Origin of the sequence: Actinomadura darangshiensis (genome assembly GCF_004349235.1) — a bacterium.
In the GTDB taxonomy this organism is placed as follows: Bacteria; Actinomycetota; Actinomycetes; order Streptosporangiales; family Streptosporangiaceae; genus Spirillospora; species Spirillospora darangshiensis.
Window position 1 is genome coordinate 1 of the sequence record NZ_SMKY01000436.1, and the last position, 5731, is coordinate 5731.

At 72.3% G+C, this 5731-nt stretch carries 6 protein-coding genes; 2 read left to right on the forward strand and 4 right to left on the reverse strand.

Translation table 11 applies throughout. The features are described from left to right. Nucleotides 1–131 precede the first annotated feature (131 nt). On the reverse strand, nt 132–734 hold the full coding sequence (locus E1293_RS43815) for a hypothetical protein (protein WP_207939466.1): 603 nt from the start codon (nt 732–734) through the stop codon (nt 132–134). 182 nt (nt 735–916) lie between these two features. Here E1293_RS43815 and E1293_RS43820 point away from each other — a divergent pair, with 182 nt between their 5' ends. Further along, complete coding sequence (locus E1293_RS43820) at nt 917–1402, forward strand: hypothetical protein (RefSeq protein WP_207939467.1); 486 nt, start codon at nt 917–919, stop codon at nt 1400–1402. Nucleotides 1403–1468: 66 nt separating this feature from the next. Here the strand turns inward: E1293_RS43820 and E1293_RS43825 are convergent, their stop codons facing one another. The 3 genes from E1293_RS43825 to E1293_RS43835 are packed head-to-tail and all read right to left on the reverse strand — an operon-like array spanning nt 1469 to nt 4333. Continuing rightward, nucleotides 1469–2521 carry an ABC transporter substrate-binding protein gene (locus E1293_RS43825; RefSeq protein ID WP_132205558.1) on the reverse strand — a complete coding sequence of 351 codons (1053 nt, stop codon included), beginning with the start codon at nt 2519–2521 and terminating at the stop codon, nt 1469–1471. 59 nt (nt 2522–2580) lie between these two features. After that, nucleotides 2581–3483 carry an ABC transporter permease gene (locus E1293_RS43830; protein WP_132205559.1) on the reverse strand — a complete coding sequence of 301 codons (903 nt, stop codon included), beginning with the start codon at nt 3481–3483 and terminating at the stop codon, nt 2581–2583. Beyond that, complete coding sequence (locus E1293_RS43835; RefSeq protein ID WP_207939468.1) at nt 3473–4333, reverse strand: ABC transporter ATP-binding protein; 861 nt, start codon at nt 4331–4333, stop codon at nt 3473–3475. Before E1293_RS43835 ends, E1293_RS43830 begins: the two co-directional genes overlap by 11 nt. 159 nt (nt 4334–4492) lie before the next feature. Here E1293_RS43835 and E1293_RS43840 point away from each other — a divergent pair. Next, on the forward strand, nt 4493–5731 hold a 1239-nt coding region (locus E1293_RS43840), incomplete at its 3' end, for a Spo0B domain-containing protein (protein ID WP_207939469.1).

Here is a 5731-nt window from a genome sequence, read left to right on the forward strand (position 1 = left end):
GTCGGGGGCCGTGTCGGGGACGGGCTCGGGCACGTCCGCCGCCGGGGGCGGTGCGGGCCCGGCAACGTGCAGGTCGCCCGGTCCGCCGGGGTCGGCCGTCGCCTTGTCGGGGCGGCTGTGCTGCATCGGGCTCAGCTCCTCGGGGTCTCCTCGGCGGGCTTCGCGGCCGGCTCCTCGCCGGGTTCCGCGGCGGCCTCGCCGACGTGCGGGGCCAGCAGCTCCTCGAACAGGGAGCGGTAGTGCACCATCGCCTGGCGCAGGTCCTCGGTGGACGCCTCCCTGGACGCGGCCTTGCCGCTGAGCGTGTGGGCGCTCCGGTAGTGGTCCATCGTGCGGCCGTGCTCCACCGACAGGTGGGCGACCTTGTCCTCGAACCCGTGCGTCGGGTAGCCGCGCTCGCCCATCACCACCGTGACGAGGCCGTCGGCCTGCTCGACCGCCGCCTCCGGGGTGTCGACGAACCGCTCCTGGACGCGGACCCACTGCTCGCGGTACTGCTCGCGCCGCCGCGGGTCGAGGTCGTGCAGTTCGAGCTCCTCGTGGCGCTGCTCCCGGGAGCGCAGCTCGCGCTCGGCGGCCGAGCGGCCGCCCGCGCTCTCCACGGCCCGGTCGTATTCGGGGCCGAACCGCCGCCGCAGCTGCGCCGAGCGGGACCTGGTCCAGGCCGCGTACCCGGCCGCCGCGAGGACGGCGACGATGATGATGGCGATGACGACCCATATGGCGGTCGACATTGTGTTCCTCCAACGTGCGTCGGATCGGATGAGGCGCCGATGCCCGGTCAACGGCGATCAAAACGAACCACCACAAAACGGTACGGATTTACTGCGCCGTGCCCGACGTGCATGTTCTGATTGAGGCGCCACGGAACCACCCGCGCCCGGCGGCGGGCGCGCTCGAATGGATGTGATGCGCGGTGCGCCATGCGTTCGGCTTCGTCCTCGGCGTCCTGCTGACCCCCGCGCTGGTGTACGGGGCGGCGTGGGGGTACGTCCAGGCAGGCCAGTCCTTCGACGGCACCGGGCAGGAGATCACCGACCGCACGCGGATCTACGGCGCGTTCGCCCTGCTCGCCGCCGTGGGCCTGGTGATGGGCGTGATCATCGTCGCGCGGTGGGCGTCGCCGCTGGTCTCGCTCGTCCCCGCGCTCGCGCTGCTCGGCTTCTCCGGCTACTTCCTGGCCGATCCCGGCAGCGTCCTCGACCTGCCGGGCAAGGTCCCGCCGGCCGGCGACATGGACTTCGGGCTGCGCATGCTCCTCGGTTCCGGGGTCTACGCGATGATGGGGCTCGCCCTGCTGATGCCGTCGTGGGCGCCGCGCCGCTGGGGCCGCGACCGCGACGACGACGCCGCCGACCGCGACTTCTACGACGCCATGCACCGCGACGGGATGACGCGCTGACGGGCCGGGCCTCCGCGCAAGGCCCGGCCCGCGTATCGGCTTCCGGTGCGGTCTACTCCGGGTCGCTCACCCCTGCCTCGCCTTGGTGGCGAACTGCGTGCTGTAGGTCTTCGCCAGGTCGATCTGGTCCTTCTTCTCCGCGACCTCGGGCGAGAACTGCGCCAGCACCTTCAGGACGTTCTGCGCGGCCTCGGGCTTCATCATGCCGTCGCCGTTGAACATGACGATCGAGTCGCCGACCGCCTTCTCGTACAGCTTCGGGTCACCGCCCGCGTAGTCCTTCGGCATCTTCGCCGCGATCTCCGCGGGCTTGTGCTGCTTGATCCATCCGAGCGTCTTGACGAACGCGTTGGCGAGCTTCTGCACGGTCTCGCCGTGCGACTTCACGTACGCGCAGTCCATGTAGAGGGAGCTCGACGGGTAGAGCCCGCCGAGCGCCGCGCGGGTGCCCTCCTCGGTGCGCATCTCGACCATGACCTTGCCCTTGCCGGTGCTGACCAGCTTGGCGATGGTCGGGTCGGTCGTCATCCCGGCGTCGATGCCGCCGTTGTCCATGGTGGAGATGAACGTCTGGCCCGCGCCCGCCTTCACGGTCGTGTAGTCGGACGTCTTGACCCCGTTCCGGACGGCCAGCGCGCGGGTGATGAAGTCGGTGGACGACCCCGGGCTCGTGACGCCGAGCTTCTTGCCCTTGAACCCGGCCGGGGACGACAGCGAGCCCGCCTTGGACGTCGAGACCATCTCCGCCTCGCCGGGCACGTCCGCCATCTGCACGACGCTCTCCACGCACTTGCCCTTGGTCTGCAGGTGGATGGAGTGGTCGTAGAACCCGACGACCGCCTGCACGTCCCCGGCGATGAGGACGTTCTCGGCCTGCGCGCCGGCCGGCTCGGTGAGCAGCTGAACGTCGAGGCCCTGCTCCTTGAAGTAGCCGAGCTGCTCGGTCAGCTTGGCGGGCAGGTAGATCACCTTGTCGATCCCGCCGACCATGATCTTGACGGTGCCGCCGGAGCCGCCGTCCCCGCCGGACCCCCGCGAGTCGCGGCAGGCGGACAGGGACGACAGGGCGGTGAGGGCGGCGAGCGCGGCGGCGCTCACCCGGACGGGGGTGCTGGGCATGGCGGTTCTCCTGGTCGTGCGGTGTAGGGGCGGCGCCGGGGCGGGACCGGACGAGCGGGTCAGATCTGGATGTCGTGGCCGGACGCGGCCGGGCGCCAGCGCAGCAGCCGGCCCTCCAGCAGCGTGAGCAGGTACTCGGCGAGCAGCGCCAGCACGGTGATGATGATCATTCCGGCGTAGATGCCGGCCGCGTCGAAGGTGCCCTGCGAGTGGTTGATGAGCAGGCCGAGGCCCTTGTCGGCGCCGGTGTACTCGCCGACGATCGCGCCGATGATGGCGAACCCGAACGCCGAGTGCAGCGAGGCGAGGATCCACGACGTGGCGCTCGGCACCACGATCGTCCACAGCACCTGGAGCCGGCCCGCGCCGAGGATTCGCGCGTTGTTGACCAGGTTCCGGTCGACCTCGCGGGCGCCCTGGAAGGCGTTGAAGAACACCGCGAAGAACACCAGCACGAACGCCGTCGCGATCTTGGACTGCATGCCGAGGCCGAACCAGATGATGAACAGCGAGGCGAGGATGATGCGCGGGATCGCGTTGACGGCCTTGATGAACGGCGCGCACACGTCCGACAGGAACCGGCTGCGGCCGAGCACGATGCCGAGGACCACGCCGCCGGCCGAGCCGAGCGCGAAGCCGATGACGGCCTCCTCCAGGGTGACCGCGATCTGCTCCCAGATCGAGCCCTGCGAGGTGCCGTCGGTGAACCATCCGACGAGCCGGTCCCAGATCTTGGACGGCATCGAGTAGTAGAACGGGTCGATCCAGTGCCGGGCGGCCAGCTCCCACGACCCGAGCCACGCCGCGACGAGCGCGATCCGGACCGTGTTGATGCCGAGGGCGCGGCGCAGCCCGGCGGTGCGGGCCCGCGCGATCGCCGCCCGCTCGCCGCCGTCGCCGCCGGCCGGCCGCGCGGCCGGCTCCTTCTCGATGGTCGCGGCCGCCTCCGCGTCACGCGGCATGGCCTGCTCCTCTCTCGCGGGTGATCTGGACCTCTTCGCGGAGCGAGTCCCACACCTCGCGGTAGATGTCGAGGAACTCGCCGGTGAGCCGGACCTCCTCGGCGTCGCGCGGCCGGTCGAGCGGCACGTCGAACACGCTCTTGATCGTCGCGGGCCCGGCGGTCATCACCACGACCCGGTCGGACAGGACGAGCGCCTCCTCCAGGTCGTGGGTGACGAACACGACGGCGGCGCCCGACCCCGACCACAGCCGGAGCAGCTCGTCCTGCATCAGGCCGCGGGTCTGGACGTCGAGGGCGGAGAACGGCTCGTCCATGAGCATCACGGACGGCTCGTTGACGAGCGTCTGCGCGAGCGCGACGCGCTTGCGCATCCCGCCGGACAGCTGGTGGGGGTAGTAGCCCTCGAACCCTTCGAGGCCGACCCGCACGACCCAGTCGCGGGCGCGCTCGCGGGCCGCGCGCCTGGACGCGCCCCGGTAGCGGGGGCCGGCCGCGACGTTGTCCAGGACGGACCGCCACGGCAGGACGGCGTCGTTCTGGAACATGTAGCCGATGCCGTCGGGGATGCCGTCCACCGGCCGGCCCTGGACGAGGACGCGGCCGCCGGACGCCGGCTCCAGGCCGGAGACGAGGGACAGGGTGGTGGACTTTCCGCAGCCGGTGGGGCCGACGACGGCGACGAACTCGCCGGGCCCCACGGACATGTTCAGGTCCCGGACGGCGGTGTGGACGCCGCCCGCCGACCGGAACCGCTTGGTGGCGTTCTCCAGCTCGATGACGGGCCCGCCGGGAACCTCGGGCTCGCTCCGCTCGGGGCCGTCTCGCCTGGACGATGCTGTAGTGGACACGGCGGCACCGTACGAATGTGGCGCGCGTCACCGGAACCCTTGCCCGCGATGTGCTCGCAAGCCGCGAATTCCCACGTTGCGCGCGTTAGCCCGGGTTCTGCGCATTCTGCTCACCGGGGGGCTGGGCGGGCGGCCCGGCATCGATTACGGTGTCACGTCATGTCCGTCCGGCCCCGCATCACCTTCGCCCGGCAGGTGCTGATCCTCCAGGTGGGCGTGGTCGTCGTGGTGGCGGTCCTCGGGTACGGGCTGGTCGCCTGGATGCTGGACGGCAGGCTCCGCGACCAGTACGGCCAGCGGGCCCTCACGGTGGCGCGCACCGTCGCGGTCGACCCCGAGATCCGGGACGCGGTCGCCGCCGGCGACCGGAGCCGCCTCGTCCAGGACCGGGCCGAGGCGGTCCGCGTCCGGACCGGCGCCCTCTTCGTCGTGGTCACCGACGGCCACGGCATCCGCTTCTCCCACCCGAACCCCCGCGAACTCGGACGGCACGTGAGCACCGACCCGTCCGACGCGCTCGCCGGGCGGGAGGTCGTCCGGGTCGAGCGCGGCACGCTCGGCCTCTCGGCCCGCGGCAAGGTGCCCCTGTACGGGCGGGACGGGCGGATCCTCGGCGAGGTCAGCGTCGGGTTCGACGCCCGCGCGATCGACCGGGAGCTGAGCCATGTGCTGCGCGAGATGTCGCTGTTCGTCGCCGGGGCCGTCCTGCTCGGGGTGGTCGCGTCCGTCGCGATCGGCCGCCGCCTGAAACGGCAGACGCTCGGCCTCGAACCGTACGAGCTGGTGGAGCTCGTCCACGAGCGGGAGGCGGTGCTGCACGGCGTCGGCGAGGGCGTCGTGGCCGTCGACACCGCGGGCCGGACCGCGGTCTGCAACGACGAGGCGTCCCGGCTGCTCGGCGTCACCCCCGAGCGCGGCGCGCCCGCCGGCGACCTCGCCCCCGGCGGGACGCTGCGGGACGTCCTCACGGGCGAGCGGGAGGCCGCGAACCTGTTCGTCACGGCGGGGGAGCGGGTGCTCGTCGTCAACCGGCGGGAGGTCCGCAGGCACCGCCGCGACCTCGGCGCCGTCATCACGTTGCGCGACCGCACCGACCTGGAGACCCTCGCCCGCGAGCTCGACTCGGTCAGCACCCTCTTCGACGCGCTCCGCGCGCAGCGGCACGAGTACGCCAACCGGCTGCACACCCTGTCCGGCCTGCTCCAGCTCGGCCACAGCGAGGAGGCCGCCGACTACATCGGCACGCTCATGGAGGACGCGGCCCGCCGCGGTGTCGCGGATCTCGTGGTCGCGGGCCAGCGCGGCGACGACCGCCGCCGCGTTCGCCGTGCGCGGCAGCCGCAGCCACTGCCGCGGGCCCTCCACGCGCTCGGCCTCGACCCCGTCCAGGACGATCGG